Consider the following 25,581-nt stretch of genomic DNA (forward strand, 5'->3'; position numbering starts at 1 on the left):
CGCGTCCGACGACGCCCTCCCCCAGGACATCTCGCTCGGGGTCGGGGAGCCGGCAGTCGTCGAGGCCGCCGCCGGCAGCCCGGTGTACGGGCTGCTCCAGCGCCACCTCACCGAGCTCGTCAACGACGCCCACACGGTCGCCAACCGCAGCGATCTCAGCCACCACCAGGAGCGGATGGCGACCGTCGACGCGCTGACCGGTGCCGCCACCCGTCGCGAGATCGGGCTGCGGCTGGGCCGGACGGAGCCCGGCGACGTCGTCTGCATGCTCGACCTCGACGGGCTCAAGCAGCTCAACGACACCCGCGGACACGCGGCCGGCGACGATGCGCTCCGCGATCTCGGCCGCCTGCTCCGGGAGTCGATCCGGCCGGACGACTTCGTCGGCAGGTACGGCGGTGACGAGTTCGTCCTCGTGCTGAGGTCGACCGACGTCGCGTCGGCGCGAGAGCGCATGGCCTCGATCGCCGGGCGCTGGGGGGAGCTGGACAACCAGGGCACCACCGCCTCGATCGGCGTGGCCGCGGTCGGCGAGCACGGCGGTGCCGGCGCGGCGAAGGCCGCCGATGCTGCGCTGTACCGGGCCAAGCGCTCCGGCCGGGACCGGATCGAGCTGGCCGTCGCCCACGACTATCCGGCCACGCCGCCGGCACCCGGGGCCGAGCTCTGATGGAGGGCACCTACGACCGGTACTTCGCGGCCGTCTCGGCTCCCGACGCGGTCGTGGCAGCCGAGGTCCTCGACGAGGCACTGACCCGGGGCGTGCCGCCGAGCTCTCTGATCACCGACGTGCTGGCCAGGGCTCAGCGCGCCGTCGGGGAGAAGTGGATGAGCGGCGATTGGACGGTCGCCGACGAGCACGCGGCGACCGCGGTCACCAAGCAGGTCCTCACCGTGGTCGCCCCGCCCCGTCTCGAGCCCGGGACCCGCCTACGCGTCGTGGTCGCCTGCGCCGAGGGTGAATGGCACTCGCTGCCGGCGCGGATGGCGGGTGAGCTGCTCCGCGGGGACGACCTGGCCGTCACCATCCTGGGCGCGAACATCCAGGTCGACCAGCTCCGTCAGTACCTGCGCAGCACCGTCCCCGACGTCCTCGCGCTGTCCGCCACGATGCCGACCAGCCTGATCGGCGCCGCGAACTGCATCGCGGCGGCTCGCGCGGAGGGAGTTCCCACCGTGGTCGGTGGCGGCGCCTGGGGACGGGGCCAGCAGCGGGCACGCGCGCTCGGCGCCCATCTGCGGCTCGACGACATCCGCGAGCTCCGCGGTCGGCTGGAGACGGTCCGGGCAATGGAGCCGCCGCCGCTGCCCGAGATCCCGGCCGAGGCGCACTGGCTCCACGAGGTTCCGCGCGAGGTCGTGGCGGCCGCCTTCGACCGGCAGCGCGACGATCTCGGGTCGGCGCCGGATGATCGTGACCCCGCCGAGAGGCACAAGGAGCTGCGCTGGATCGCCCAGCACCTGGCAGCCGCGATCGCCTGCGACGACGCCTCCGTCGTGGCCGACGTGCTCGACTGGTTGATCGCCCTGCACGCGGCACGCGGACTGCCCGCGGCGCCGGTGCTCGAGGGCGCCCGCCACCTCGCCGACGCGATCGGGGCCCGGGCGCCTCGCGGGGAGGCACTCCTGCGACAGGAGGTGGAGACGGCCCACGACAGGATCACCGTCGTGGTGGGCGACCCAGGGTCCGCGTCGCCTCGCAGACGGCGGCAACGTCCCGGCCGGAGCACATGACGGTGCGGTCGGGTCGCACCAGAGCAGCCGTGGTCCCGTGCTTGGTGAGCCAGTCGTGGAGGGCCGACCCGGCCGGCGCCTCGACGACGACCGCACCCCGGCCCGTCACGAGCTCGCGCTGAGTGGCAGGCAATGACCGCGCGACGACGATCGCGAAGTCGTTGGCGACCGCGTCGTCGAAGCGGCGGCCGTCGGGGAGCACAGCGTTCGGGCACATCCGCCCCGCGAGCGAGCGGCGCAGGCGTGGCCGTGCCACGAGCGCCGTACGGCGCAGCGCGGGGGTCTCGCTGTCGACGATCCTGGCCCGGAGGCCGGGAACGCGGTGCAGGCGGGGTGCGAGGAGCCGACGCGCCAGGTCGCCCGGCCGGCCACCCTGGGTCATCACGACACCCATCAGCCGCGCCACCCTGATCAGCGTCCGCGCGTGCGGCTTGCGCTCCTCCTCGTAGGTGCCCAGCACGCTCTCGGGCAGGTCCCCGGCCAGCACACCGGCGAGCTTCCAGCTCAGGTTCATCGCGTCGCGGAGTCCCGCACCCATTCCCTGGCCGATGAACGGCGGCGTGAGGTGAGCAGCGTCGCCGAGGAGGAAGACGTTGCGATCGCGCCACCGGTCGGCGACCTGGGCGCGGAAGGTGTACTCCGCGACCCGGATCACGTCGAGCTCGCTCACGGGGGTGGCCCCCGTCCAGGGGCTGATCATCGGCAGCAGTGCCTCGATCGGCGAGAAGTCCGCGGCGGTCTCCCCGGGCAGCAGCCTGAACTCCCAGCGGTAGCGGTCGTCTCCGATCCGCATGTAGGTAGCGGCGCGGGCCGCGTCGCAGACCTGGTGCACGCCCTCCCACTGGTCGAGATCGGCGGTCGTCGCGAGGTCGACCACGAGCCAGCGTTGCTCGAAGCGCAGGTCCACCATGCGCGCGCCCAGCGCCGACCGGACGACGCTGTTCGCCCCGTCGCAGCCGAGGACGTACGTCGCCAGCACCGACTCGCGCTGCCCGGTGATCCGGTCGGTGAGGTCGACGCGCACGCGACCGGGCGCGTCCTGGGCGACGCCGGTCACCTCGGCGTTGCCGCGGAGCTCGACGGTCGGCTGGTGCTTCAGGTTCGTGCGCAGCAGCTGCTCGAGGACGGGCTGGTCGAACATGTTCGCCCGGGGGTGCCCGTGCCGACCCTGCTCCCCCGCCCGGTCGATCTCGGCGAGCACCCGGTGGCTCCGGTCGACCAGCCGGAGGCCCTGCGACGGGCGGGAGATCGCGGCGAAGTCGGCTGCCACACCGAGGCGGGCGATGATCCGGTAGATCTCGTCGTCCAGGTGCACCGCCCGGGGCTGGGGGTACACCCCGTCCCAGCGGTCGAGGACCAGGCAGCGGACGCCGTACTGACCCAACAGGGTGGCGGCGGTGACGCCCGTGGGGCCGGCGCCGGCGACGACGACCGGGTAGACCTCCGTGCCCGTGGACCGGTTCATCGGAGCTCTCCCACCGTGAGGACCAGAACGACGGTCAGGGCGGCGATGAGGACCAGTGCGGGCGCTGCCTCCTTCAGTCCGTCACCGGCGCGCCGGTGGGCCGCGACCGCTCCCACGAGGAGAAGGAGCAAGCCGCCGGCGGCCGCGGTCGGCGCGGGCGGCAGCACCCCGCCGACGAGCAGCCCGAGCGCGCCGGCGAGCTCCAGTACGCCGATCCCGCGGTAGGCCTCGACGCTGAACCCGACGTGGTCCGCGCGGACCCGCATCGGCGCCACGGCGAGCAGCTTCGCCGCCCCGGCGACGGTGAAGACCGCGGCGAGGGCGAAGGTGACGACGGTGAGTGCGTTGTTCATCGATGCTCCTCGGACTCGCCGCTCACCCGGCGTACCTCACGACCGTGCGCTGGGCGCCCAGGTCGATGGCGCCGTCGTCGGTGGCGACGGTGAGCTCGACGACGTCTCCGTCCTGCAGGTACTTGGGGTTGTTCGCCTGCCGCTTGAAGAACGCCTTCCACTTCACGTGGGCCGGGAGCAGGTTGCCGATCATCTCGATCGGCTTCGGCGGCGCGGAGAGCGCAGTCCCCACCGGGGTCCCGGTGAGCAGCAGGTCGCCGGCATCGAGACGCTGGAACCCGGTCAGTGCCTGGATCGCCTCGAGCGGGCCGTACAGCATGTCGCCGGCGACCACCGCGTCCTGGCGGACCTCCCCGTTAACCGTCAGCCGCAGCCGCAGGTCGGTGAAGCGCTTCAGCTCGTCGGCGTCGAGGAGCACGAGCGCCGGTCCGACAGGGGTGAAGGTCGGGTAGGACTTGGCCTCGTAGAACTGGGTCTTCGGCAGCTGCAGGTCGCGGGCGCTCACGTCGTTGGTGATGACCAGGCCGGCGACGTACTCGGAGAGGTTGTCGGCGGTGACCTGGGTGCCGACCGGGAGTGCCTTGGCGAAGACGATGCCGATCTCGACCTCGTAGTCGAGGAGCCTGACGTGACCGGGCTTGACGATGTCGTCGAAGGGTCCGCTGATCGAGCCGGAGGACTTGCGGAAGAAGGTCATCGGCACCGTGTCGGGCTTCATGCCCGCGTCGACGACGTGCGAGCGGAAGTTGGTCATCTGCGCCACCACGCGGCAGGGAGCGGTCAGCGGCGAGACCAGGGCGAGGGTCTCGACCGGCACGGCGTCGGCTCCGCCCGCTGCGGCGTCGATGGCGGTCCGGTCGGCGAGGAGCTCTGCGGTGGTGGTCGCGGCGGTGTCGATCCTGACGGCGCCCGCGGCGGTCTGCACCCACCACGTCGAGTGGCCGGTCGCGTCGAGCGTGCGAAGGACGGAGGCGGTCATGACCGGGCTACTTTCATCAGGCCGAGCAGGCGGGTGAGGTCGAACTCGTTGTTGTCGTCGCGGAGGGCGGTCGCCATCGAGGCGAGCTCCCGGTAGGTCTCGCCCCGGCGCGGGGACACGCCCATGAAGTCGACCGGCGCGGGCGGTCCCCACTGGGCGAGGCCGGAGGCGGTCATCGGCGACCAGCCGGGCTCGAGCGTGCAGTCGAACCGGTCGCCGTCGGTGTAGTGCTCGACGAGGAAGCCGTCCGGGTCGCGCCAGTAGTCGAAGATCTGGCTGCCCTCGATGTGCCGCCCGATGCCCCACGACCGGTAGTAGCCCTCGTCGAGGAGGTGCTCGCCGCCGGCGGCCAGCGCGTCGAGGTCGCACACCTGGTACGCCGAGTGGACGTAGCGGTTGCGCGGCCCGAGGGTCATCGCGAGCGTGTGGTGGTCGGCGGGGAGCGAACCGCGGTCGCAGCGGATGAAGCTCATGGTCGGGCCGCGGTCGCGCTGGCCCTCGTAGTACTTGAAGTCGCTGACGATGAGACCGAGGTGCTGGAGGTACCAGTCCAAGGTCTCGCGGTACCGGTTGGACTGCAGCACGACATGTCCCAGCCGCTCGATCAAGGCCGGTGCCCGCAGCGGGCGTTGGGTGGCGTTCGTGCGGGGGAAGTCGCCGCCGACGTTGAGCACCTGAGCCGGCTGGGTCGGCAGCTCCGGCAGGACGTGCATGTCGCTGACCACGCGGACGCCGGCCCCGCTGGGATCCGTCAGGTCGACGACGACCCCACCGATGCTCTCCGGGAGTCGCTCGACCTTGGCGCCGGTGGCGTCGGCCAACCGCACCACGTCGCCGCTGTCGGCGGCCTTGAAGGCGGCGCCCGCATACCGGGACCGCCGACCGCGGCGGATGATCACGCACGGTGCGCCGGCGTAGGCGCCGCGCAGGTGGAGCTCGTCTCGGGTCCGGGCCGCCGTGGCGAACCCGAAGGCATGGGCGAAGCGCTCGGCGGCGACCAGGTCCGGCTTCTCGAACTCCAGCCAGGCGAGGTCCTCGACCTTGATCACCGGGTTGGCTGCGCGGCCCGGGTGTTCACCGGGCAGGGCGCCCTGCTCGCTGTGCAGATCGCTGTGTGTGCGGTGGAGCTCGCGATCGCTCACGACCTCTCCTTCCCTCGTCAATGACGATATCGTCACCTTTGAGGTATTCGTCTGTCAAGCGCGCGGCATGCCTCCGCTCAGAGGGCAGGGAGATCAGGCGCGACCGACCGACCGAGCGGGCGGTGCGCGGAGTACGACGTACGCGCCCTGGCGGCGCGTTCGTGGGTCAGGCCACGGAGCCGTCGGCGGCCACCCGGACCTCCGGCAGCGGGCGACGGCACAGCTCCGCCGCTTCCTCCGGCGGCAGGCCGAGCATCCGGAGGACCGCCTCGGTGGTCTCGTCCGTCGTCGTCGCGTCGTCGCGCTCGGGCCGGTCGTGCAGGAGCTGGCCCAGGGCGAGAGCCGCACCCCCGGCGACCGTCAACCCGATCTCCGGATCGGCGACGGTGAACCGGCCGGCCTCGACGGCCAGCCTGATGTCGCGCAGCGCACGCGGTGCCAGCCCGCGGCCGGACGTCACCATGCCGGGTCCGTAGGAGAGCAGCACCTTGCTCAGCTCGGGTGCGACCCGGTGCAGCCGGCCGGTGAGGCGGAAGCTCTGGGCGAAGGCCTCCGCCGGGTCGTCGAGGTCCGCCGTCAACGCGTCCATCAGCGTCCCGTGGCGCTCCAGCGCATCGTCGACCGCCGCCTGGAAGAGGTCGTCCTTCGTCTCGAAGTGGTTGTAGAACGACCCCATGCCGACGTCGGCGAGCTGGGTGATCTCCAGGATCGGGACGCTCGAGCGTCCCTCCGCGATCAGCTGCTGAGCCGCCCGGACCAGGCTGGCGCGGGTGCGGGCCTTTCGCCGGTCGGTGCGCGTCATGCCGGGCTTGTCCGGCACGTCAGGACCGGCGACCGGAGCCTCCGTCATCACGCCACCTCTCCCGTCAGGAACGACCAGTGCCTCAGCGTAGCTGCCGATCCGCACCCCTGAGACTTTCGTCAGGACTCCTCGCCGAACGCCGGTCCGGTCGTCATCAGCGGCGCGAGGAAGAACAGCTTCCACGACTCACCTCGCACCAGCTGCGGCGCCATCCCGGTGTCCCGGTCGAGGCGGACGGCGGCGCGCGGGAGGTTCTGGTAGCCGCGGGGATTGCTCTGCGTCGCCGGTTCGATGCAGCGCGCGTCGAGGTCGAGGTCGCGCGGTTCGAGATCCTGCGGGCTGCGGGTTTCCGTCCCTTCGTAGCCGGCGTGGCACGGCGTCGTGGGACTGAGGGACAGGCCGCTGTGGACGCCGTACAGCCCGGACCCAGGATCCCTGGACACCACCCCGAAGGAGCCTTCGAGGACGACCGGGTAGGCGACGAGGAGCTGGCGGATCCCGGGGAGGTTGGCCACCGCGACGTGACCGGTCGTGATCATGCCCCGGAGCAGCTCCGCGACCTCGGCCTCGTTCTGCTCGAGGAGGGTGCGCAGCTGGCCGGCGGCGGAGGAGCCGCTGTCGATCACCGCCCGGAGGTCCTTGTCGGCGCCGACCATGGAACGGGAGAAGGCGCGCAGGCCCCGGGCGAAGGTCCGCAGCGAGCTGGCGGAGTCGACCTGCGCCTGCAGCACGACGTTGGAGTCCCGGATGAGCGCGGTGGTGACGTCGAAGCCGGCGTTGGCGGTCTCGATGAAGGATCCGCTGGAGTCGATGATCTGCTGCAGGTCCTCACCGGTGCCGGCGAAGGCCGCGCCGAGCTCGTGGACCGTCACTCTCAACGCGCGCCGATCGACGCTGTCGACGGTGCGCGCGACGTCGGCCAGGAGCACTTCGGTCCGAATCGGTGTGGCGACGTCGTCGATCTGCGACCCGTCCCGCAGGTACGGGCCCGCGTCGACGTTGGGCTGCAGCTCGACGTACTGCTCGCCCACCGCGGACCTGTTGCCCACCAGCGCCCGGGTGTCGGCCGGGATCTCGTCCCACTCGTTGTCGATGTCGAGATGCACATCCACCCCGGCATCGGTCAGCTGGAGGTGGCCGACCCTGCCGACGCGGACGCCCCGATAGGTCACCTCGGCGCCGGTGAAGATGCCGCCCGACTCCGGGTAGTGCGCCACCACCGTGTAGCTCTGGTCGAGGACCAATCGGTCCAGCTGGGCAAACCGGGCGCCGACGTAGCTCACCCCCGCGAGCGTGATCACGGCGAAGACGAGCAGCTGGACCCTGGTGCGCCGCGTGATCACGGATCATGCCCCCTGAATCGCCCGTCCTGCCGAAATATCCAGACATGACGATATCATCAGTCAAGCCACGTAGGGCGCCCTGGCCCGGACCAAGCTGGACGACGCTCGGCTCCGAGACCCAACCGATCACCCTCGGGTTGTGTCCTAGAGGTGAAAGGGGGCTTGATGATGGACGTGGACGAGGCCTTCACGGCGTACGTCGCCCAGCGACGCCTCCAGCTGTTCCGCACCGCGTGCCTGCTGTGCGGGGATCCGCACCAGGCTGAGGACGTCGTGCAGGACGCGTTGGCCCGGTTGTACGCCGCGTGGCCGCGGGCGTCCCGGGCGGACAACGTGGACGGGTACGTGCGCCGAGCGATCGTGAACAGCCACCTGAACCAGGTACGCCGGCCGTGGCACCGTGAGCGACCCGCAGCGGCGATCAGCGAGTCACCCGCCCCGGTGAACCTGCCCACCGAGGACCTCCAGGTCATGTGGGCGGCCATCGCGAACCTGCCCCTCGGGCAGCGCAAGGTGGTCGTCCTCCGCCACTTCCTGGGGCTCAGCGTCGAGGAGACCGCCGCCGACCTGGGCATCAGCGCCGGGACGGTGAAGAGCCAGACCAGCGACGGGCTCGCCGCGTTGCGGCGGGCGCTGACCGCCGAGCTGGGGATGACGATCACGGAGGGAGAGGGCGCATGACCATCGACGAGGCCGACCTGGTCCGGCGGCTGCACGCCGTGGCCGAGCGGTTCGACATGCCGGCCGTGCCTCCGGTCGAGGACGTGCAGCGTGGACGCCGGCGGGTACGCCGGAACCGGGCGACGGTGGCGGTCGCGGCCGCAGCCGTCGTGGCGTTCGTCGCCGTGGGCGGCGGTCTGGTCACCGGGGCCCTCGGCGGCGGTGACGAGACGAGACCTGCGCCCGTCGAGCGGCCTTCGACGACCTCGTCACCGTCGCTCCAGCTTCCCGAACGGCCGCTGCACAGGGCGGACTTCGGCAGGGAGCTGGACGACATCCTCCTGAACGTGCGCGGCTGGACCCCCAACGCAGGCGGCCCGTTCCCCGCGAACTACGACTACGCGTTCAACGGAGTGTGTTCGGGGGACTGGGGAGACGAGTCCGAGTCGGGAGGTGACGGCGGCCCCCCGCCCCCCGGCAGGAACGGGGCGGGCTTCGGCCACCTCGGTTTCGCGACCGAGGCCCAAGCGTCGAAGGCGGCCGCGCGCTTCGTTCAGAACCTCGGGTCCTGCAAGGCCACGGCGTGGCAGACCCGGCCGCTCGCGTACCCCGGGGCGGTGCTGGCCTGGTCGACCCATGCAGTGACCTGGATCCTGCACAGCGACCGGGACGTCCAGGTGCTCCAGGTGCGTACGGCGGACGGCCCGCCGCCCCGCCCCGTTCAGGAGGCGGTCGCCGAGTGGATCTTCGACTTCAACAAGTGGGAGAACGAGAACTGAGCGGGCCGCAGAACGGGGCTGGGTGTCCTCAGGCGCCTCTCCCACCGTCGATCTGGCGCAAGGCGGCGACCGGGCAGGAGGCGATCGCCGTACGGGCTGCAGCGAGTCCCTCGTCCGGAACGTCGGCACCCTCCGCGTGGTAGGTCAGCTGGTCGTCGTCATCGAGGGAGAAGAGGGCCGGCGCCACGGCTTCGCACATCCCATGACCTTCGCAGCGTTCGTAGTCGACTTCGATCTTCATTGGCTCACCTACTGGGGATCAGCTCGAGCGGGAGGTGCTCGAGTCGGTGGATGATGTTGTTGACGGCCCAGACCGGCTCCCCGGTGAGCTCCAGTCGTTCGACCCGGTCCAGCAGGTGGCCGAGGACGGCCCGCGTCTCGAGCCTTGCGAGGCCCTGGCCCGCGCACCCGTGGGTGCCGTGACCGAAGCCCAGCTGCTGGCTGGCGTCGCGGGTGATGTCGAACTCGTCCGGCGACTCCCAGACCAGCTCGTCGCGGTTGGCCGAGGCGTAGAGGACCAGCACCCGGCTGCCCGCCGGCAGCGCGACACCGGCCAGCGTCACGTCAGCGGCAACCTTGCGGCTGAACGCTCGGAGCGGTGATTCCAGGCGCACGACCTCGTTGATCGCGTTGGGCAGGAGGCTGCGGTCGGCGCGGAGCCTCTGCCACTGGTCGGGGTGCTGGGCGAACAGGTAGAGAGCGCTGGCGATGGCGCTCAGCGTGGTGTCGATCGACGGCGCCAGGTAGTCGACCAGCAGCTTGGGGCAGCCGGCGGCATCGAGCCTTCCTTCGTCGACGGCCCGGAGCAGGTCGGCGCCCAGGCTCTCGGGAAGCAGGCTGCGCTCCTTGGCGACCCTCCGCGCGTAGCGCAGCATCTGCAGGCTCGGAACGACGCTGCGCATCGCCTGCCCGTTGCGCGGACCGAGCACGTCGAAGGTCGCTGCTCCCCACTCCAGCAGCTGGTCCCGGCCCTCCTGCGGCCAGCCGATCAGGTCGGGCACGATCGACATCGGCAGTGCCAGCGCCAGGTCGCCGACGCCGTCGACCCTTCCGCGCTCCAGCGCCGCATCCACCACGCGGGCGGCCTGGGCGTCCACCTGCTCCTGCATCACGCGGAGGGCACGCGGCGTCAGACGGTGTGCGACCAGCTTGCGGCGTTCGTCGTGTTGCCTTCCGTCGCTGTTGAGCGTCGTCCCGTGCGAAAGGCGATTGGTCAGCGCGTTGAGCGCGACGCCCGCGCCGGAGATGAAGGTCGCATCGTCCAGCAGCACGGCCTTGCACTCCGCGAACTGCGGCAGCGCGTACACCCGGTGACGTCGGAGCCAGACGACCGGCCCGCGGGCCCGCAGTCGCGCGTAGTGGGGATAGGGGTCCAGGATCGCCGCGCGCGAGTACAGGTCCTCGCTATCGGTGGGTACCAGCCGTTCCGTCATGGCAGCTCCTCGTTCTCGTGCCGATGTGCAGGAGTGTCGTGCGCGAGGACCTCGTTGGCGAAGGGCGAAGCGTCGTAGACTCACGCAACGACTGTGCGAAATGCACAGCGGGTGCTGGAGGACCGCCTTGTCGACGCAACCCACGCTCCGAGACTGGGAGCCGCCCTCTGCGGAGCTCGCCGACCTGCTCAAACGGGGCGTCCTGATCCTGCTCGACGAGGCCGAGGAGCTGTTGGCCGCCATCGACGCAGCGAGCTTCGAGGTCAACCGCGAGCTGCTCGACCTGGCGCCTGGGCTGGCGGACCCACTGCGGGCAGCCGGTCGCTCCAACGTCATGGTCTGGGCGATGGCCAACCTGCGGAAGCCGGGCCTCCCGGTGCCGGCCAACCTGAGTCCGGAGAACATCGACTTCGCCCGGGACGTCGTACGCCACGGGTTCGACGAGACCATTCTCAGCGGCTTTCGCATGGGACAGAACCTGGCCATGCAGGCAGTGACCGACGTTGCGTTCCGGATCACCGACGACCACGACGCGCTGCACGACCTGCTGAGGCTGGCCTCCCGATCGATCTTCGCGTACGTCGAAGAGACCCTCGCCGGGATCACCGCGACCATCCGCGCCGAACGCTCCCAGTTGCGCGACGCCGCCAGCGCCGCCAGAGCCGAAGCCGTCGCCCTCATCCTCGAAGGAGCGCCGATCTCGGAGCGGCGCGCAACGCAGCTCCTCGGCTACGAGGTCGGGCGCACCCACACCGCTGTGATCGTGTGGTCCGATGAACCCGCTGCCGAGGGCGCGCTCGGTGCTGCGACGAGCGAGCTGGCGCGGCTCGCGGGCGCGGCCCGCCCGCTGATCGTCCCGGTGGGCCCATCGACGGTGTGGGTCTGGCTTTCCGGGGGCGCCTCGTCCGAGATCGGGATGCGACCGCACCAGAGCGAGGACGGCCACGCCGTCCGCCTGGCTTTCGGCCGCCCGGGCACCGGGCTCACCGGTTTCCGCAGGAGCCACCAGGAGGCGGCGGCTACCCAGCGACTGGCCCGACGCCTGCCCCTTCGGAACAACATCACGACGTACGACGAGGTCGAGGTCGTCGCTCTTGCCAGCGCCGACGAGGACCAGGCACGCGAGTTCGTCACCCGGACTCTGGGTCCGCTCGCCACTGCGCCCCCAGAGATCCGGGAGACCCTGCGGACCTACCTTCGGCAGGAGTGCAGCATGGCCCGGACCGCGCAGGTCGAGTTCGCACATCGCAACACCGTCGCCACTCGGTTGGAGCGAGCTCGCGACCTGCTGCCGCTCGACCTCACCGGGCGCACCCTCGACGTGTCCCTCGCTCTCGAGATCGCGCGGATCATGGGTCCCACGCCGTAGGAGCATCCGGCAGCGCTAAGTGCCCGGTTGGCCCGTCCGCTGGTCGACGCTGTTCGCTCACCCTGACCTCGGCAGGTGCTCCTCCCTGCCGAGGGCGGCTAAAGGTTCCTCCGACGCCACGTCTGTTGACGGGTGGAGGTGATTCCTGTGTCCGAGCCCGCCGACGCCAGCATGATGAATGTCGTGCCGATGTCTCCGCGGCGCTCGAGCCTGCCGGACGAGGAGTTCGCCGAGCTGTTCGCCGCAACGTACCCCCAGGTCGTCCGCACGGTCTGGTTCGTCATCCACGACCAGGCGGCGGCCGAGGAGGTCGCCCAGGACGCCTTCACCGAGCTCTTCCGTGACTGGTCGCGGCTGCGCGACTTCGACCGGCCCGACCTGTGGGTACGCCGGGTGGCGATCCGCAAGGCACAGCGCGAGGCGTCGCGTCGTACCCGCCGGACCATTCTCGAGCAGGCCGCCGCCACGGCGCCGTACATCGAGGACGGGATCCACCTCCCGGACCCGGAGCTGGTCGCCGCGATCCGCACCCTGCCGGCCAAGCAACGCGCGATCGTCGTCCTCTTCTACCTCGAGGACCGACCCATGGCCGAGGTGGCCGACCTGGTCGGCTGCTCGACCTCGACCGGGTTCGTGCACCTCCACCAAGCCCGCAAACGACTGGCCGCCGCTCTCGGCGAGGAGGTGGACAGCAATGTCGATTGACCAGCGCCTCCGCGAAGGACTCCGCACCACCAACGACGCCCTGCCCGTGCCCGACATCGACCGGGCGCTCGCGGCCGTCACCGCCGACGCGCGAAGGACGCGGCGGCGCACCGTGCTCGTCGGGCTGGCCGCGGCGGCGGCCGCGGCCGCGGTGGCAATCGGCGTGCTCGCGGTCACCGGCGACGAGCAGGACCAGGCTCCCCAGCCCGCACCATCTCCCTCCCGCACCAGCACGACCGCCGTCGACCCGGTCACCATCCCGGACGACCCGACAGACGTCCTTCTCGTGCACCGCCGACCCGCCGGCCTCGAGGTCGCGGGCGAGATAGTGCCCGGCCGGTGGGAGCTCATGGAGACCCGTCATGACGTCTGGGTGGCGATCAAGACCGACGCGAACGACGCCACGTCGCAGTGGTGGGGCAAGGGCGCAACCCCGCGGCCGATGCCGGCGTCCAGGGGTGACATCCTGCCCGGCGCGGTGGCGATCTCCCAGGACGCCCGCTGGATGGCCTGGACACGACCGGCCGCGAACATCGACGACGCGAACCCGCCGCTGGTCTTGGAGGTCGTCGACACGACCACCGGCGAAGTGCGCTGGAGTCGCAACGCAGACACCGTCGTCCGCCAGATCGGCGTCATCGCCGTCACCAACGACGGTGTCGTGGTGTTCGCGCACTGCCTGGAGCCGTACCTCGACGAGGACGGGCTCCAGCACTGTGCCGACGGCCGCGTGGACGCGTGGGCACCTGAGGCCGACGTCGTCCGCACCCTCCCGGCCGGGGTGAGCGTGGGCACGGTGCCGTTCCCCGACATTCCGCCGACACTGAGTCCGCTGGTGCAGCGGACGGGGGCACACAACGGCCTGCTGGTCCAGAGCACGGAGGCGGCTCCGCCGCAGTACGTCCGGGTGACCGACCGTGGCGACGTCCAGATCGTCGCGACCCTGCCGCGGAACACGGTGGCCGTCACCGCCGACGAACGCTTCGCGTTGCTCGCCGAGGAATGCTCGACCGGACCCTTCGGGTGTGGCGACTTGTCCGTCCTCCCGCTCGACGGCGGCGAGCGGCGTCCGCTCCGCTCACTGAAGGACGTCCCGGAGCCCATGGACGATTACGCGTACGGCATCCTCGTCGAGCGGGACGACCTCTTGCTCGTTCACGCACCCTTCGACGGCGACGCCGCGCGATGCAGCCTGTCGCTCGCCCGATGTGTCCCGATCAAGGAGTGAGGAGTCCCTCCATGTCCCGAACCCGTGCCGTGACCACGGTCCTCGCACTCGGCCTGCTGCTCGCCGGGTGTGGCAGCCCGGACGACGAGAAGACGTCCGACGCACGGACGACGCCGTCGGCAACCGCGCCGTCCACCACGCAACTGGAGTCCGCGTCATCTTCCGAGCCACCGTCCCCGTCACCGACCGCGTCGTCGTCCGGGCCACCGGCACCGTTCCCGACGGAGGCGTTCGGCGACCTCACCGAACAGCAGGCGCCTGACCGGCTGGCCGCGGCGCTGCAGGCGACCCTGAGGGATGCCGCCGACGGCTACGGCGTGACCGCGACGGTGATGTCCGCCGACGGAACCTGGACCGGAGCGGTCGGGCATGCCGAAGGGAAGGAGCCGATGCCGCCGGACGCCCAGATGGCGATCGGCAGCGTCACCAAGTCGATCGTCGCGGCGCAGGTCATGCAGCTGGTCGAGGCCGGCGACCTGGCGCTGGACGACCCGGTGACCGACCACCTCCCGGCGTGGGTCCACCTCGACACCAACGGCGCGACGATCCGACACCTGATGGCGATGCGCAGCGGCCTGTCGGACTACGTCACTGACGAGATGTTCGAAGGACTCGAAGCACACCCCCGCCGCGGCGAGACCTGGCGGGAGGTCCTGGCCAGGGTCGGGCCGCCACACGCGGACCCGGGAGAGACCTTCGAGTACAACAACACCAACTTCATGCTGCTCGGCGTGATGATCCAGCACGAGCGGGGCCGTCCGCTCGCCGAGGTGCTCCGGTCCGGCGTGCTCGCCGGCGAAGGGCTCGACCGACTCATCTTCCAGCCGGGCGAACGGCCCACCCCGCCGCTGGCGGCGCCGTCAGCGGAGACCGGTGCGCTGGAGAGGGGCGGCGGGGACGTGCCGTCGTACGCCGCCATCAGCGGCGCGGGCGGAGCGGGCGCGATGGCCTCCGACGCGCTCACCCTGGGGCGCTGGTTCGCGAGGTTCTGCGCGGGCGAGATCGTGTCGCGCGACTCGTTGACCGAGATGAAGGCGAACCTCGCGGCTCCCGAGGAGCGCTACGGGCTCGGCGTCATGGACGAGGACGGCGGCAGCAGACCGGGCATGGGTCACGAGGGCCTGCAGGTGGGTTTCGCGTCCTTCGCGCGCTGCCTCTACGAGGACGGGATCGTGATCACCGTCCTGACCAACGAGGAGTCTTTGGTAACCGGCGACGTCGTCAACGCGCTGGCAGACGCCGTCCTGGAGGGCGAGTGACATGTCCCGCGGGCACCACCTCGTACGGAAGGTGTGCCACCGCCGGATGCAGATGGTTGCGGCGATGGTGGCCGGCGCGCTCGCCACCGCGGGGACCGTCGCCACCCTCGCGTCGAACGACGACGAGGCGCCACCGCAACAAACGGCTGGCCGGCCCCTCGAGTCACCAACACCCGTGTCACCAACCCCCCGGTCGCCAACGCCCGCACCCGCGAAGTCCCAGTCACCCGCAACCTGGGTCGACACCACACTCAACCGCAAGGAGGGCCCCGAGAGCCTCGCCAGCTGGATGTACTACGACCCGTTGGGGCCGTTGCGCGACGCCTGGTCCGACGTGATCGCCGAACATCTCGAGCCGTCGGGCGGGGAGCTCGACTTGTGGCGCCAGGAGTGGGGGCGGACCCCGCTGGACTGGCGCGAGGAAGTCTCCGGCACGTTCGGCATCCTTGTCGATGATGGCGACGGACGGCTCCTGGGCCACGGCTGCCGCGTGATCATGCGGCGTTGGGCCGAGAAGAGATCGGGTTGCCGACAGCACCCGCTCGAGGGAACGCACGGGAAGGGCGCCTGGGTCCTGCAGGTGCCGGGTCGCGCAGTGGCGCTGGTCGAGCGTGCCCGCGGGACGTTCGGATACATCGACGCGGACTGGCACGGAGGACGCGACGCACCGGTGCCGCTCGACGACCTGGTGGCGGCCGCTGCCGACCCACGACTCGCACTGCCGGCCAAGGCGCGCGCCGTGCCGCGCAACTCGACGGTGGCTGCCGTCCTCCACGACCACTTCCCGAACCTCGTGCCGGCCTCGGTCCTCCCGAGCGAGCTCGGGATCGGCGAGATCGAGGCCCCCGGCCCGTTCCCCTGGCTGCACATACGCGTCGTACCGGCCGGGCCCGTGCCGCCGTGCGGCCGAGCGATCCCGTCCTACTGCATCGCTCGGCAGGTGTACGGCGCTGGCGACCCGACCACGGTGCACCTCGCGAGATCGAAGGGGAGCATCGTCAGCTTCGTGTACGTCGGTCGCCGGCACACGGTGATTGTGGTCAGCGGCATCCACGCCAGCCCCCACCTGCAGAAGCGCCTGATCGACCTCGTGCTCGACCCTCGGTTGCAGTAGCACTCCGAGGCCCGCCGCCGCGGACCGGGAGAGACCTGTGAGGACGGCTAAATGTCTCCCCCCCGTCGAGTCTGTTCAGGGGTGGAGGTGGTTCCCGTGTCCAAACCCGACCGCCGGATCCAGGTAGCGGCGGCGATCGCGGCCGCTGTGCTCGCCGCCGTGGGGACGGTGGCCGTCATCGCGTCGAGCGACGACGAAGAACCCTCGCACCGCGCGGCTGTCCGGTCGCCCGAGGCGACGAAAACCGAGCCCGCGAAGTCGCAATCGCCCGCCACCTGGGTCGACACCAAGCTCAAGGCCAGGTCCAGCACTCGCGGCTGGCGCATTCCGGACCCGCTGGAACCTGCTCGGCAGGAGTGGTACGACGTGGTCGCCGCGCACCTCGATCCGGCGGGTGGGCTCCGGAAGGGCCCCTACGGCACGTTCCCCTGGCGGCTGGAGTCAGGTCAGGGGCACCGGACGCATGTCGACTTCGGTCTCCTCGTCGACGTCGAGGACGAGCACGTGCTGGAGCGCGCCTGCCCGTTGCTGGCGTGGACGACGACGATCGAACGATCGGGCTGCCGGCAGCAGCCATTCGTCGGACCCGACGGGGAGGACGCCTGGATCGTCCGGCCGCGTGAACCGGAGCCGGGTTCACGCTATTGCGGCTCACCAGCCTGTGCGGACCACGCCGCCATGGTCCTGGTCGAGCGTGCCGACGGCACGCTCGGCTACGTGATGGCCTTCAGGAGGGAAGCGTTCGGCGCTCCGCCTTACCCTCTCGACCTGATGGCGGAAGCGGCCGCCGACCCTCGGTTCACGCTCCCGGCCAAGGCGTTCGGGGTGCCGCGCGACTCGGCCGTCACCGCAGTCGCCCGCGAGCACTTCGAGAGCCTCCAGCTGGACCCGGATTCGCGTTTGAGCGTATTCGGGTACGGCTTCACCCGGGGCCTCGTTCGCGCCAAGGCATGGGGCTCCAAGACCTCGGTCATCGACGACCGGTTGCTCGCCGTGGCAGTCCGTCCGGCCGGACGCTCCCCCCGGTGCGGCCGGGACGGCCTGGACACGTGCGTGGCTCGGCAGGTCTACGGCGCGGGCGACCCGACCACGGTGTACGTCGGTCGATGGTGTGACGAGTTCTTGTGCCTCGTGCATCTCGTCTACGTCGGCCCCCACAACACGGTGTGGGTGGGGGCCGGAAGTCGTCTCAGCCGGCTCCCGCGCCAGCAGCAGCGGCTGATCGATCTCGTGCTCGACCCCCGGTTGCAGTAGAGGTGGTTGCCGTGTCCGAGCCCACTGATGTCCCCATGACAAAGGCTCTGCAGAGAGTGCGTCACCACCGGCTCCAGGTCGCAGCGGCAATCAGTGTCGCCGTGCTCGTCGCGGCGGGGACCGTTGCCGCCCTCTCGCCGAGCGGTGGCGAAGCAACCGACGCAGAGCCGACGCCGACCCGGCATTCAGCCCGTGAGGCCGCGCCCTCGAGGCCTGACCGCGCGAAGTCGCAATCACCCGCCACCTGGGTCGACACCAAGATCAAGCCCAGGATCAACGACGACGGCTGGGCCATGGCCGACCCCCTGCGGTCCGCCCGCGACGCGTGGTACGACGTAGTCGCCGCTCACCTCGATCAGGCAGGTGAGCTCGTCAAGGGCCGCCGGTTGGTCTGGCAGCTGGAGTCGACGTGGCGGCACCGGAACTGGTGGGTCGAGGTCGGCATCCTCGTCGACGACGGCGACGGGCAGGTGATGGAGCATGTTTGCCCCCTGAGCGCATGGTCGCCCCCGCCGGCCGAGAGCCCGGATTGTCGGCAGGATCGACTCGTAGGACCTCACGGCGAGGATGCCTGGCTCATCGTGCCGCGGCGATCTGAAGGACCGGATGGCTGCAGAGCCTCGCCGATCTGCGCGAAACACGTCGCCCTCGTCGTGGTCGAGCGCGCCGACGGGACGTTCGGACACGTCACTGCCTTCGGGCACGGCAGAAAGGACGCTGACCCGTTCCCTCTCGACCTCATGGCGGAAGCGGCCGCCGACCCTCGACTCACCCTCCCGCCCACGGCATTTCGAGTGCCGCTCACCGGGGACGTCGTCGAAGTCGTTCGTGAGCACTTCGGGAGCTTCCGCCGGACAGACACGAAGGCGAGCCCCCTCGGGATCGCCGGGACCGACGGTCACCTGGCGATCCCGGCCACGCCTTTCGACAAGTACACCGCGCACCTGTCCGTCACAGTCACTCCGGCCGGACGGGCTCCCCGATGCGGCAAGTGGGGCCTGCGCAGCTGCGTTGCGCGGCAGATCTACGGCGCGAGCGACCCCACCACGGTGTACCTCGGAGAATGGTGCAACGAAGCCGCGTGTTGGCGCGAACTCGTGTAAGTCGGTCCACGGAACACGGTGAAGGCCCGCACCGGGGTCATTGTCGGCGAACGCGCCCACGAGCAGAAGCGTCTGATCGACCTCCTGATCGATCGACGGTTGCAGTAGGTCGAGAGGGGTCGAGGGCCGCAACCCGTCAGTGCGCGAGGGAGGACTCGCACTCGACCTACGACAGGTGAGCTACTGCGCATCCGTCACGAGGCTGATCGAGTCGAGGATCGACTGGAGTTCGGCGCGATCGGTGTCCGAGACGCCCGGTCTGCTCACGCTGACGATGGGGCGAGCATGCCCTGTACGCCGGCGCGGTGCTCGACGCGCGGATCGTGGCGGTCGCGGGGGGCAAGGCGACGGCGAAGCAACGAGGGCGGCGAGTCCCGCCTCACTCTTCCGCGCGAGCTTGTCGCTGGCTGCCCCACCCGCGGCGGGCCGATTCTGCGTTTACCGGGATGAGTGCGTTCCGAACGAGGAGAGTGGCCCTATGGACCGGGAGGTCGAGCTCAGGGAGTTCGTCTCGGCGCGTGGCGCGGCGCTCTCGCGGGCGGCGTTCCTGCTGACCGGCGATCACCAGAGCGCCGAGGATCTCGTCCAGGAGACCTACGTGGTCCTGGTCCGGCGCTGGCAGAAGACCGGCACGGTGGATCCGGAGGCTTACGTGCGGCGGATCCTGTACAGCCGGTTCGTGGACTCCTGGAGACGTCGGCGGATCTCCGAGCTGCCCTCGGCCTCGCCCCCGGACAGGCCCTGCGGTGACGAGACGAGCATGACCGCTGATCGACTGACGCTCCAAGGCGCACTGACCCGGCTCACGGCTCGCCAACGAGCGGTGCTGGTGCTGCGGTTCTACGAGGACCTCACCGAGGTGCAGGCCGCGGCCGCGCTCGGGATCAGCCCGAACACGGTGAAGTCGCAGACCCGGGTCGCGCTGCAGCGCCTGCGCGAGCTCGTCCCCGACGCGGTGGCCTCGTTCGAAGGAGTGGAGTCATGAGCGGCCTGCGCGAGGCGTTCGACGAGATCGTCGCCGACGTCCCGGTCTACGGCGACCTCGACCGCGCCATCGAGCAGGCCGACCAGGAGCGCCGGCGGCGCTACGGAGCGATCGCCGGTCTCGCCGCGGCCGCCGCCGTGATGGTCGTGGTCCTCGGGACGTTCGCGGTGACCCGTGACAAGGACGGCGCTCCGCAGCCGGCCGGCCCGTCGCCGACCGGGACGCGAGCGGACGGAACCTCGGAGACGACGGCGCCCGCGGACCTGCCGGCCAACGGCCGCCTCGTGAGGGCCGAGGATCTCTTCGCCCCCGTCCTCGAGCCCTGCTCCCTCATCACCGCCGACTTCAGGCTGGCGATCCCGGGGGCGGAATGCACGATCAGAGCGCATGACGTCGACCCCGCAGCGAACATCGGTCTCTTCGAGGAGTTCCCGACCGACACGGGCAACGACCCGAGCAGCCCTCCACCCGTCGCGACGTTGCGCGTGGCGACGCGGGACGAGGTGGTCGGGAGGTTCCCGTCGCCGTACGCGGACGTGGACGCGGAGCTCGGTCCGGGTCCGAACGAGATCACGCTCGCCCACGGCCAGGAGATCACGGTGGTCGGGTTCGACGGCGAGGAGCGGCGCAGCATCGACCTCTCCACCGTGCTCGCTCCTGCGGAGGTCGGCCCGACCGGCGAGGAGATCCTGTCCGTGGAGTGGTCGCCGGACGGGACGCGGATGGCCCTCGTCAGCAGGCTCCTCACCGAGGAGGGGATGTCCTCCCGCCTCTGGGTCACCAACAGCGACGGCAGCGAGCCACAGGTCGTCCACACGGCGACCAACACCGAACCGGTGCTGCGGACACCGCTGGCCTACCTGTGGAGTCCGACGTGGTCCCCCGACGGCGGCAGTCTCGGATTCATCGAGGAGTTCGCCTCCCTTGGCGGCACCGAGGAGTCCCAGTCGATCAGGGCCGCCACCCTCACCCTGTCCGGATCCGGTGCCTCCGTCCCGCGCACCCTGTACGACTACCCCTCCGCCACGGCGTACGACGAGGCGGAGATCCTGTGGTCCCCCGACGGGACTCGCGTCGCACTGCGGGTGCCGAACCAGGTGCTCGAGCTGTCGGTCGAGGACGGCCGCGTCCTGGACCGTCATCCCCTGATCGCCGGCAAGCTGACCTGGCTCCCGAGGTGACGACGATGAGGCCGTGCCGATCCCGGCGCGGGGTCCTGCTGGCGCCTGCCGCCGGGAACGCGGTGGTCGTCGACGAGCGTGGTCCGGGCGCGGTGCCCCCACCCGCCGTTGCCACTTTCTGCGTTCTTGAGGTCGACAAGGTCCGTTCGAAGGAGAGTCGATCATGGAGCAGGAAGCCGATCCTGTGGAGTTGGTCGTGGCACGCGGTGCCGCGCTCTCGCGCGCGCCGTACGTGCTGGCCGTGCTGGCGTCCCTGCTTCTGGGTGGATGTGGAGGCGGCCCCACCCCCACAGCGACACGGGAGTCCACCACCCCGACGGCCGGTGCGTCGACCAGCCCTCCGACGAGCGCGGCCCCGACCGGCGTGCCCGAGCTCCAGGACGGTGCAGTGACCCCCGGGCGCTACCGGTTCGTGGTGCTGAACACCTGCGACGTGGACTGCCCGGCGGACAAGAGGCCCGCGCTGCCGACCCTCGAGGTCACCGTTCCCGCGGGCTGGACCGCCGCCACGGAGGTCGTCTCCCTGTTCCCGGCCGAGGGCAGGGACACGGCGAGTCCCAACGACCCGGCCCTCGCGCTGGGGTGGACCAACTGGTGGGTGCGCCTGAACTCCCAGCCCTGCTCACAGGTCTCGCACCAGAAGCCCGACATCCCGGTCGGCCCGACCGTTGGCGACTTCGTCGACGCCGTGGCCGCGCATCCGCTCATCGACACCACCGAGCCCCGGCCCGTCAAGCTGGGGAGGTACCGCGGCACGTTCTTCTCGCTGCTCGGACCGAAGGACCTGAGCGACTGCTATGAGTGGCGTCCCTGGGAGCCCGCGCCCTACGTCCAGGGGCCGGCGAACCGGTGGGACCTCTGGGTCATGGACGTCGATGGGGTTCGCGTGGTCATCATGACCCAGTACTTCCCGGACACACCGGCGGCCATCAAGGCCGAGTTGCGTGCCATGGCCGAATCCGTCCGGTTCGCACCTGGGCGGAGCTAGGTGGAGGCCACGTCATGATCCCCCGACTGCCGAAACTGCCCGGCTCCCGTCCGCGCCGAGCGGTCGTCGCCGGCGCGTTGGTCGTGGCTCTCGCGGGGTGCTCCGACTCGACCCCCGCAACCGCACCCGCCGACACGTCGGAGACGAGTCGGTCGACCACCACGGCGACGACCGAACCTCCGCCGAGCACGCTGATCACCGGAGACGTTCGGTTCCCGATGGACGCCACCATCACGGAGCTGCAACGCGCCCTGCGGAGCGGACGGATCACCTCGGTCGAGCTCGTCGACTTCTTCCTCGCGCGGATCGAGGCGTACGACGACGCCGGTCCCGAGCTGAGCGCGCTGATCACGATCAACCCACGGGCGCGCGCCGAGGCTGCGGCCCTCGATTCCGAGCGCACAGCGTCCGGGCCACGCGGGCCGCTGCACGGGATCCCGCTGGTGGTGAAGGACAACATCAACACGGCCGAGATGCGGACGACGTCCGGCAGCCGCGTCCTCGAGCACTTCCAGCCGGCCCGGGACGCCTTCCAGGTCCGCAAGCTGCGCGAGGCGGGCGCGATCATCCTCGCCAAAGCGAACCTCGCCGAGCTGGCCCAGAGCTCCAACTCCTACTCGACCGTCGGAGGCCAGACGCTGAGCCCGTACGACACCAGCCGGGAGCCCGGCGGGTCGAGCGGCGGCACCGCCGTCGCCGTCGCGGCGAACTTCGCCGTCGCGGGACTCGGACAGGACACCTGCGGATCCATCCGCCACCCCGCGGGACTGAACAACGTCTACGGTCTGCGCCCGACGTACGGCCTGTCGTCGCGCGCCGGGTCCCTTCGCTTCTCCTCCTCCCTCGACGAGCTGGGTCCGATGACGCGCACCGTGGCAGATCTGGCGATCATCGTGGACATCACCTCCGGCGAGGACCCTGAGGACCCGGCCACGGTGCCGACGCAGACCTCCCTCGTCGATGCGCTCGACCCTGGCGGACTCGAGGGGCGGCGGATCGGCGTCCTGGAGTTCGACTATCGGAACGAGCTGGACGGCGTCCTTCAGGACGCGCTCGACGTGATGGTCGCGAGCGGGGCGGAGCTGGTCCCGATCAGCCTGCCCGAGCCACGGCAGAACATGGATCCGATCCTGGGCGAGTTCCCGTCGAGCCTCGCCGCGTACCTCGCGGAGGAACCCACCGCGCCGAGGCGGGCGTGGGCCCGGATCGTGGACGACCCGGGAGCCAGTCGCAGGACACCCACCACCCGGGCGTACCGCGAGGCGGTCGCCGGCCGGATGGCGTACCGGCGGGATCTCGAGGCGGTCATGGATCGGCACGACGTCGACGCGGTCGCCTACCCCGTCAGCTCGACGACGGCGAGCGTCATCGTGAGTCCCGACCAGGACGACGACTCCGGCCACTTCGGCTGCGGCCCAGCGAGTATCGCGGGTCTACCGGCGCTGGCGATGCCGGCCGGCTTCGCGTCCGACGGCCTGCCGGTCGGCCTGGAGCTGCTCGGTCGCGCGTTCGACGAGGCGACGCTGATCTCGATCGCGTCCGGCTTCGAGGCGCATACCGACCACCGCGGGCTGCCGGTCTCGGTGCCGCCGCTGCCCGAAGGCTAAGCGGGATTGGGAGGTCTCCTGCCCACGCGATTCCGGCCACCATCCAGTAAGTGATTTCCATGCGGGTCGTTCGGTCAGTTGCGGGTGTTCCAGACCACTGGGGTCTGGCGGAGCCAGGTGCCCTGCTCGACGGTGTCGAGGAGGAACGTCGCGAGGTCGTGGCGGTTGACGAACGTGGCGGGCTTCTCGGTGCCGGGTGCGGCAGCTCGAAGAGGGCCCTTGGCGGGTCTGTCGGTGAGCGCGACGGCACGGGCCAGGGTCCACTCGACGTCGGAGGCGCGCATCAGTGCGTCGACGCCGTTGTGGTCCTCGAAGCCGGCCTTGATGTTGGAGATTGTGATGAGGCCGCGCATGACCGGGTTGACGCGCTTCCAGTCCTCGGCGACGCCCTGGCTGGAGGTCGCCACGAAGCGGGTGATGCCCTCCTCGGCCATCATGGTCAGGTGGCGCAAGCGGCGTCGGTCATGAAGTTCGGCGGGCTGACGGGCTTGGCCCACGGGTTGTCCGAGACGCGGGCGTTGTTCAGCACGCTGATCACGGCCTCGGCGCCATCGGCCGCGCGGCGGATGTCGTCAATGCTGGCCGGGGTGCCGCTGATCAGCTCGACGCCGGCGGGCGCGTCGAGCGCGTCGCTTCAGCGTGACAGTGGACAGGCCCCGGGTCCGAGGACCCGGGGCCTGTCACGACGTGCGCGAGGGGGGAGTTGAACCCCCACGTCCTTTCGGACACACGGACCTGAACCGTGCGCGTCTGCCTATTCCGCCACTCGCGCGTCGCTGAATGATCAGCCGGGCAAGGCTATCCCAGGGCCGCCGTGCGTCCCAAACCGGGAACGGGTGCCTGCTGCTCGCGCCGATCGCTGATGTAACACGCCGTTCGGCGATCTGGCAGGACGTTCGCGTTGCTTCGGCCCCGATGCACCGGTCTCCCACCGACGCCAGGGGTCTCCCAGTACGGCGAACAGCGTGTTGCAGCCGCCGACGGCCGCCCAGTGCCGCAGACAGCGTGTTACAGCTGGGGGCCGGCCCCGAACCGGCAACCCGCCCTGAACCGCCCCCGCCCTGAACCGCCCCCGCCCCGAACCGCCCCTGCCCCGAACCGGTGGTCGCGCGCGGGGTGCCTGGCCGTCACGGGTGGCACCGATACGATCGACGGAACCCGACAGCGTCGGGCGCTAGGCATGCGAGCGGACGGGAACAGGAGATCTCCGGAGTGGGCGGACTGCAGCGCTTCGAGCACAAGCTCGAGCGGGCGATCTCCGGGGTGTTCGCCCGGACGTTCCGCAGCGCCGTCCAGCCGGTCGAGATCGCGGCCGCGCTGCAGCGCGAGCTCGACAACAAGGCGCAGATCCTGTCCCGCGAGCGACGGCTGGTGCCGAACACGTTCGCGGTCGAGCTGTCGCAGTCGGACCTGGAGCGGCTGGCGCCGTACGACTCCGCGCTCGCCGCCGAGCTGGTCGAGCAGCTGCAGGAGCACGCCGACCTCCAGTCCTACGTCTTCCCCGGTCCGTTGCGGATCACGTTCGAGGCGGCCGAGGACCTCGGCACCGGTCGGTTCCGCGTGCTGAGCAAGGCCGAGGCGTCGGTGAGCGGCCACGCGCGCTACACCACGCGACACCGCACCCGCGCCGTCCTCGAGGTCAACGGCACCCGGCACCCGCTCCAGCCTCCGGGCCTGGTGGTCGGCCGCGGCAGCGAGGCCGACATCCGGATCAACGACCCCGGCGTCAGCCGCCGGCACGCCGAGTTCCTGGTCACCGCGCAGTCGGTCTCGACCGCCGCGCCCGGCGAGGGCCCGCTGCAGATCGAGGTCCACGACATGGGCTCCACCAACGGCATCTCGGTCGACGGGCAGAAGGTGAGCCGGGCTCCGTTGCACGACGGGTCCCGGGTGCAGGTCGGCCACACCTCCCTGGTCGTCCGACTCCTCGAGGAAGAGATCGCCGATGTCTGAGCTCACCTTGTTCCTCGTCCGGGTCGCCTACCTGGCGATCCTGTGGATTTTCGTGCTCTCGGCGATCTCGGTGATCCGGTCCGACATGTTCGGCGCCCGGCTTCCGTCGACCGGCGCGGGCGCCGGCGCCGCGCCCCAGCCCCCG

Annotated in this window: 25 protein-coding genes and 1 tRNA gene; 16 read left to right on the forward strand and 10 right to left on the reverse strand. The window is 70.9% G+C overall.

The genetic code is table 11. From position 1 onward, the window contains the following. Both H0488_RS09555 and H0488_RS09560 read left to right on the forward strand, forming a co-directional pair. Positions 1-670, forward strand: a 670-nt coding sequence (locus H0488_RS09555) for a GGDEF domain-containing protein (RefSeq protein ID WP_183099049.1), incomplete at its 5' end; no start/stop codon positions are given. Then, positions 670-1,734 (forward strand): cobalamin B12-binding domain-containing protein, encoded by a 1,065-nt coding sequence (locus H0488_RS09560; protein ID WP_183099050.1) that lies wholly within the window; start codon positions 670-672, stop codon positions 1,732-1,734. The genes H0488_RS09555 and H0488_RS09560, both read left to right, overlap by 1 nt. Here H0488_RS09560 and mhpA read toward each other — a convergent pair. The 6 genes from mhpA to H0488_RS09590 form a co-directional block, all read right to left on the reverse strand. Further along, the gene (gene mhpA, locus H0488_RS09565; RefSeq protein WP_183099051.1) at positions 1,661-3,199 is read right to left on the reverse strand and encodes a bifunctional 3-(3-hydroxy-phenyl)propionate/3-hydroxycinnamic acid hydroxylase MhpA; all 1,539 of its coding nucleotides are present in this window, start codon (positions 3,197-3,199) and stop codon (positions 1,661-1,663) included. The two genes, H0488_RS09560 and mhpA, sit on opposite strands and share 74 nt — an antisense overlap. Beyond that, the gene (locus H0488_RS09570; RefSeq protein ID WP_183099052.1) at positions 3,196-3,552 is read right to left on the reverse strand and encodes a DoxX family protein; all 357 of its coding nucleotides are present in this window, start codon (positions 3,550-3,552) and stop codon (positions 3,196-3,198) included. The genes mhpA and H0488_RS09570 overlap by 4 nt, the downstream gene beginning before the upstream one ends. 22 nt (positions 3,553-3,574) lie before the next feature. Beyond that, complete coding sequence (locus H0488_RS09575) at positions 3,575-4,531, reverse strand: fumarylacetoacetate hydrolase family protein (protein ID WP_183099053.1); 957 nt, start codon at positions 4,529-4,531, stop codon at positions 3,575-3,577. Further along, positions 4,528-5,673: a VOC family protein gene (locus H0488_RS09580; RefSeq protein WP_183099054.1), complete on the reverse strand. Its 1,146-nt coding sequence runs from the start codon at positions 5,671-5,673 to the stop codon at positions 4,528-4,530. Before H0488_RS09580 ends, H0488_RS09575 begins: the two co-directional genes overlap by 4 nt. Before the next feature lie 166 nt (positions 5,674-5,839). Further along, complete coding sequence (locus H0488_RS09585; RefSeq protein ID WP_246371738.1) at positions 5,840-6,523, reverse strand: TetR/AcrR family transcriptional regulator; 684 nt, start codon at positions 6,521-6,523, stop codon at positions 5,840-5,842. A gap of 71 nt (positions 6,524-6,594) precedes the next feature. After that, positions 6,595-7,818 (reverse strand): MCE family protein, encoded by a 1,224-nt coding sequence (locus tag H0488_RS09590; RefSeq protein WP_183099055.1) that lies wholly within the window; start codon positions 7,816-7,818, stop codon positions 6,595-6,597. 165 nt (positions 7,819-7,983) lie between these two features. On the opposite strand from H0488_RS09590, the gene H0488_RS09595 reads away from it, so the two are divergent. Further along, entirely contained in the window at positions 7,984-8,499 is a 516-nt protein-coding gene (locus H0488_RS09595) for a SigE family RNA polymerase sigma factor (RefSeq protein WP_246371741.1), read from the forward strand. Then, a complete protein-coding gene (locus tag H0488_RS09600) occupies positions 8,496-9,257 on the forward strand; it encodes a hypothetical protein (protein ID WP_183099056.1) in 762 nt (253 codons plus the stop codon). Before H0488_RS09595 ends, H0488_RS09600 begins: the two co-directional genes overlap by 4 nt. 28 nt (positions 9,258-9,285) lie before the next feature. Here H0488_RS09600 and H0488_RS09605 read toward each other — a convergent pair whose 3' ends face one another. Next, a complete protein-coding gene (locus H0488_RS09605) occupies positions 9,286-9,498 on the reverse strand; it encodes a ferredoxin (RefSeq protein ID WP_183099057.1) in 213 nt (70 codons plus the stop codon). A gap of 4 nt (positions 9,499-9,502) precedes the next feature. Then, positions 9,503-10,690, reverse strand: coding sequence for a cytochrome P450 (locus H0488_RS09610; protein WP_183099058.1), 1,188 nt, complete (start codon positions 10,688-10,690; stop codon positions 9,503-9,505). Positions 10,691-10,817: 127 nt separating this feature from the next. Between H0488_RS09610 and H0488_RS09615 the strand changes: the two genes are divergently transcribed. The 11 genes from H0488_RS09615 to H0488_RS09665 all read left to right on the forward strand — a co-directional run bounded on the left by H0488_RS09615 (position 10,818) and on the right by H0488_RS09665 (position 23,483). Beyond that, positions 10,818-12,059, forward strand: coding sequence for a PucR family transcriptional regulator (locus H0488_RS09615; RefSeq protein WP_183099059.1), 1,242 nt, complete (start codon positions 10,818-10,820; stop codon positions 12,057-12,059). A gap of 147 nt (positions 12,060-12,206) precedes the next feature. Continuing rightward, the gene (locus H0488_RS09620) at positions 12,207-12,764 is read left to right on the forward strand and encodes a sigma-70 family RNA polymerase sigma factor (protein WP_183099060.1); all 558 of its coding nucleotides are present in this window, start codon (positions 12,207-12,209) and stop codon (positions 12,762-12,764) included. Then, the gene (locus H0488_RS09625; protein WP_183099061.1) at positions 12,754-13,992 is read left to right on the forward strand and encodes a hypothetical protein; all 1,239 of its coding nucleotides are present in this window, start codon (positions 12,754-12,756) and stop codon (positions 13,990-13,992) included. Before H0488_RS09620 ends, H0488_RS09625 begins: the two co-directional genes overlap by 11 nt. A gap of 11 nt (positions 13,993-14,003) precedes the next feature. Continuing rightward, positions 14,004-15,251: a serine hydrolase domain-containing protein gene (locus H0488_RS09630; protein ID WP_183099062.1), complete on the forward strand. Its 1,248-nt coding sequence runs from the start codon at positions 14,004-14,006 to the stop codon at positions 15,249-15,251. Position 15,252: 1 nt separating this feature from the next. Beyond that, positions 15,253-16,365, forward strand: a complete 1,113-nt coding sequence (locus H0488_RS09635) for a hypothetical protein (RefSeq protein WP_183099063.1) — start codon at positions 15,253-15,255, stop codon at positions 16,363-16,365. Positions 16,366-16,533: 168 nt separating this feature from the next. After that, positions 16,534-17,619, forward strand: coding sequence for a hypothetical protein (locus H0488_RS09640; RefSeq protein WP_183099064.1), 1,086 nt, complete (start codon positions 16,534-16,536; stop codon positions 17,617-17,619). A gap of 11 nt (positions 17,620-17,630) precedes the next feature. After that, positions 17,631-18,722 (forward strand): hypothetical protein, encoded by a 1,092-nt coding sequence (locus tag H0488_RS09645; RefSeq protein ID WP_183099065.1) that lies wholly within the window; start codon positions 17,631-17,633, stop codon positions 18,720-18,722. Between the two features lie 478 nt (positions 18,723-19,200). Beyond that, the gene (locus H0488_RS09650) at positions 19,201-19,707 is read left to right on the forward strand and encodes a SigE family RNA polymerase sigma factor (protein WP_183099066.1); all 507 of its coding nucleotides are present in this window, start codon (positions 19,201-19,203) and stop codon (positions 19,705-19,707) included. Next, positions 19,704-20,888 carry a TolB family protein gene (locus H0488_RS09655; RefSeq protein WP_183099067.1) on the forward strand — a complete coding sequence of 395 codons (1,185 nt, stop codon included), beginning with the start codon at positions 19,704-19,706 and terminating at the stop codon, positions 20,886-20,888. The genes H0488_RS09650 and H0488_RS09655 overlap by 4 nt, the downstream gene beginning before the upstream one ends. 163 nt (positions 20,889-21,051) lie before the next feature. Beyond that, positions 21,052-21,876, forward strand: a complete 825-nt coding sequence (locus H0488_RS09660) for a hypothetical protein (RefSeq protein ID WP_183099068.1) — start codon at positions 21,052-21,054, stop codon at positions 21,874-21,876. 218 nt (positions 21,877-22,094) lie between these two features. Then, a complete protein-coding gene (locus tag H0488_RS09665; protein ID WP_183099069.1) occupies positions 22,095-23,483 on the forward strand; it encodes an amidase in 1,389 nt (462 codons plus the stop codon). Positions 23,484-23,557: 74 nt separating this feature from the next. Here the strand turns inward: H0488_RS09665 and H0488_RS09670 are convergent, their stop codons facing one another. Then, on the reverse strand, positions 23,558-23,935 hold the full coding sequence (locus tag H0488_RS09670; protein WP_220794393.1) for an NAD(P)H-binding protein: 378 nt from the start codon (positions 23,933-23,935) through the stop codon (positions 23,558-23,560). Positions 23,936-24,171: 236 nt separating this feature from the next. Then, a tRNA-Leu gene (locus H0488_RS09675) sits at positions 24,172-24,255 on the reverse strand. Between the two features lie 440 nt (positions 24,256-24,695). Here H0488_RS09675 and H0488_RS09680 point away from each other — a divergent pair. Then, positions 24,696-25,436, forward strand: coding sequence for an FHA domain-containing protein (locus H0488_RS09680; RefSeq protein ID WP_183099070.1), 741 nt, complete (start codon positions 24,696-24,698; stop codon positions 25,434-25,436). Positions 25,437-25,581: the final 145 nt, after the last annotated feature.

It is taken from the genome of Nocardioides pelophilus, assembly GCF_014180685.1.
GTDB lineage: Bacteria > Actinomycetota > Actinomycetes > Propionibacteriales > Nocardioidaceae > Nocardioides > Nocardioides pelophilus.

Coding starts and splice junctions, on each gene's coding strand:
- H0488_RS09660 (WP_183099068.1), top strand. CDS start 21,052: ATGGAGCAGGAAGCCGATCCTGTGGAGTTGGTCGTGGCACGCGGTGCC.
- H0488_RS09605 (WP_183099057.1), bottom strand. CDS start 9,498: ATGAAGATCGAAGTCGACTACGAACGCTGCGAAGGTCATGGGATGTGC.
- H0488_RS09655 (WP_183099067.1), top strand. CDS start 19,704: ATGAGCGGCCTGCGCGAGGCGTTCGACGAGATCGTCGCCGACGTCCCG.
- H0488_RS09635 (WP_183099063.1), top strand. CDS start 15,253: ATGTCCCGCGGGCACCACCTCGTACGGAAGGTGTGCCACCGCCGGATG.
- H0488_RS09630 (WP_183099062.1), top strand. CDS start 14,004: ATGTCCCGAACCCGTGCCGTGACCACGGTCCTCGCACTCGGCCTGCTG.
- H0488_RS09595 (WP_246371741.1), top strand. CDS start 7,984: ATGATGGACGTGGACGAGGCCTTCACGGCGTACGTCGCCCAGCGACGC.
- H0488_RS09610 (WP_183099058.1), bottom strand. CDS start 10,690: ATGACGGAACGGCTGGTACCCACCGATAGCGAGGACCTGTACTCGCGC.
- H0488_RS09560 (WP_183099050.1), top strand. CDS start 670: ATGGAGGGCACCTACGACCGGTACTTCGCGGCCGTCTCGGCTCCCGAC.
- H0488_RS09650 (WP_183099066.1), top strand. CDS start 19,201: ATGGACCGGGAGGTCGAGCTCAGGGAGTTCGTCTCGGCGCGTGGCGCG.
- H0488_RS09570 (WP_183099052.1), bottom strand. CDS start 3,552: ATGAACAACGCACTCACCGTCGTCACCTTCGCCCTCGCCGCGGTCTTC.
- H0488_RS09575 (WP_183099053.1), bottom strand. CDS start 4,531: ATGACCGCCTCCGTCCTTCGCACGCTCGACGCGACCGGCCACTCGACG.
- H0488_RS09625 (WP_183099061.1), top strand. CDS start 12,754: ATGTCGATTGACCAGCGCCTCCGCGAAGGACTCCGCACCACCAACGAC.
- H0488_RS09585 (WP_246371738.1), bottom strand. CDS start 6,523: ATGACGGAGGCTCCGGTCGCCGGTCCTGACGTGCCGGACAAGCCCGGC.
- H0488_RS09665 (WP_183099069.1), top strand. CDS start 22,095: ATGGACGCCACCATCACGGAGCTGCAACGCGCCCTGCGGAGCGGACGG.
- mhpA (WP_183099051.1), bottom strand. CDS start 3,199: ATGAACCGGTCCACGGGCACGGAGGTCTACCCGGTCGTCGTCGCCGGC.
- H0488_RS09600 (WP_183099056.1), top strand. CDS start 8,496: ATGACCATCGACGAGGCCGACCTGGTCCGGCGGCTGCACGCCGTGGCC.